Origin of the sequence: Protofrankia sp. CiP3 (genome assembly GCF_917627345.1) — a bacterium.
Classification (GTDB): Bacteria; Actinomycetota; Actinomycetes; order Frankiales; family Frankiaceae; genus Protofrankia.
In genome coordinates this window covers 4,544-7,103 of record NZ_CAKJTM010000164.1, presented here as the reverse complement: position 1 = coordinate 7,103, position 2,560 = coordinate 4,544, and the positions used below count along the sequence as shown (strand labels likewise).

The window sequence follows — 2,560 nt, the reverse complement described above, 5'->3', positions numbered from 1 at the left end:
CCGCTCGGGCCGCGGCCGGCCGAGGCGTCCGGCGGCGGCGGGCAGCGCGTTTTCGGCGGCGTGGCCGGGGATATGCCCGCGACTCCCGAACTGCTCGCGCGGGTCGAGGCGCTCCCGCCGGCCACCGAGGCGGTGGGGGTGCGGATGGCTGACGCCGCCGCCGGCGACCCGGCTTTCTCCTTACGCCGTCTGCTGGGCGGGGTGCGCGCGCTGCTCGCCCTGGGCCTGCTGCTCGTGGTCCTGGACGCGGGCACGGGTCTCGCTCTGCCCGCGCTGGTGCGGCACGGAGTGGACGCGGGTGTGTCGCGGGCCGCGGGAGCGGTGCTGGTCATGACGTCCGCGGTGGCGCTCGCCGTGGTTCTCACGGCCTGGGCGGTGCAGGTCAGCCAGGGCCGGGTGTCCGGACGGCTGGGTGAGCGCCTGCTGTTCACCCTGCGGGTCAAGACGTTTGCCCAGCTGCAACGGCTCGGCCTGGACTACTACGAACGTGAGCTCTCGGGCCGGATCATGACCCGGATGACCACGGACGTCGACGCGCTGTCGACATTCCTGCAGACCGGCCTGACGACCGCGGTGGTCGGCATGCTGTCGTTCGTCGGTGTGGGGGTGGCGCTGGTGGTCCTCAACGCCCGGCTGGCCCTGGTCGTGCTGCCAATGGTGCCGGTCGGTGTCCTCGTTACGGTGGTTTTCCGCGCGAAGGCGTCGGCGGCCTACGTCGAGTCACGGGAGCGCGTCGCCGCGGTCAACGCGGCGCTGCAGGAGAACCTCGCCGGCATCCGGGTGGTGCAGGCCTTCCGCCGCGAGGGGCGCAACATCGCGGACTTCCGGGCACTCGCTGAGCGCTACCGGGTGTCGCGGCTGCGTGCGCAACGCCTTATCGCGCTGTACTTCCCGTTCATGGAGTTCTGCTCGGAGCTGGCCGCCGCGCTCGTTCTCGGTGTCGGCGCGGGGCTTGTCGCGTCCGGATCGCTGACGACCGGCGGGCTCATCGCCTATCTGCTCTACCTCGGCCTGTTCTTCTCACCCATCCAGCAGCTCTCCCAGGTGTTTGACGGTTATCAGCAGGCCAAGGTGGGTCTGCGCCGGCTGTCGGACCTGCTGCGCACACCTGCCTCCACCCCGGCCCGGCCTGGCCCGGTGCCGGTGGGCCGGCTTTCCGGCGAGATCGAGTTCGTCGGTGTGCGCTTCCGGTACGCGGGCGCCGAGCGTCCCGCGCTGGACGGGGTGAACCTGCGGGTGGCCGCCGGGGAGACCGTCGCGCTGGTGGGTGAGACCGGGGCCGGCAAGTCGACCGTCGTCAAGCTGGCCGCGCGTTTCTACGACGCCACCGGCGGCGTGGTGCGCATCGACGGCACCGACGTGACCCGGCTCGACCTGGCTGGTTACCGTCACCGGCTGGGAGTCGTCCCGCAGGAGCCCTTCCTGTTCGCCGGGACGGTCCGGGACACGATCGCCTACGCCCGGCCGGATGCGGCGGACGCCGAGGTGAGGGCAGCGGCACGGGCGGTCGGCGCACACGAGATGATCATGCGTTTGCCCGGGGGCTATCTGCACCGGATCGGCGAGAACGGCCGGGGCCTGTCCGCCGGGCAGCGCCAGCTGCTCGCGCTCGCCCGGGCGGAGCTCGCCGACCCCGACATCCTGCTTCTCGACGAGGCGACCGCCTCGCTGGACCTGGCCACCGAGGCCGCGGTCACCGAGGCGACCGACCGCGTCGCGCGGCGGCGGACGACCCTCGTGGTGGCGCATCGGTTGACCACCGCCGCCCGCGCGGACCGGGTCGTGGTGATGGCTGCCGGACGGATCGTCGAACAGGGCTCGCACGCCCAGCTGATAGGTGCCCAGGGCAGGTACGCGCGGATGTGGGCGGAGTACAGCGGTGCGGGCGCGTCGGCCGGTCAGCCGTTGTGATTCGAACGTGGGTTCGATACATTACTTATCCGATGTACCATGAACTGCCGTGACGAGGGGCATGACTATGCCGTCCACAACATCGACTATGTATCCGTGGTCCAGGGGCTCACCCGAGATGAGGCAGCGGGCGAACAGCAGGGCTGGCCCGATCTCGTTGACCAGCGGCCATGGGGTGCCGTGGCGGACGTCGCCGCGCTTGATGGCCCGCTCCGCAATGGTCATCTGGACCGTCCGCCGCTGCTGCAGGAGAACGGCGCGCAGGGCGGCGGCGAGATCGGCATGCCGGGTGAGCTCACCGACAAGGGTCGCGGTCACCGCGCCTTGGCGGCCGCGGAGCACGTCGGCGAATTCATGGAGCAGCAGGAGCTGGTCGTCACGAAAACTTCCGGTGTCCGGATCGGTGACAGGGCTGTGGCCGAGGCGTCGTACTGTGTCGATCACCAGGTCGAGCTTGCACGACCACCTGCGGTAGAGGGTGGCCTTACCGGCTCGGGCGCTGGCTGCCACGAGATCCATTGTCAGCGCGCCGTACCCGTGTTCGGCGAGCAGTTCGACCACGGCGGTGTGGATCGCGTCTTCCAGGACCTCCCCGCGTCGCCGGGGGATGGCCGGTGCGTGCGGCGGCCGGCGCGGGCCGTCGGTCGCC

The 2,560-nt window shown here is 71.2% G+C and carries 2 protein-coding genes; one reads left to right on the top strand and one right to left on the bottom strand.

Going from position 1 to position 2,560, the window contains the following annotated elements:
- On the top strand, positions 1-1,911 hold a 1,911-nt coding region (locus tag MJ797_RS25220), incomplete at its 5' end, for an ABC transporter ATP-binding protein (RefSeq protein WP_239341988.1).
- Positions 1,912-1,932: 21 nt separating this feature from the next.
- Here MJ797_RS25220 and MJ797_RS25215 read toward each other — a convergent pair.
- Positions 1,933-2,560 (bottom strand): TetR/AcrR family transcriptional regulator (locus MJ797_RS25215; protein ID WP_239341986.1); only part of this gene is annotated, 628 nt, incomplete at its 5' end.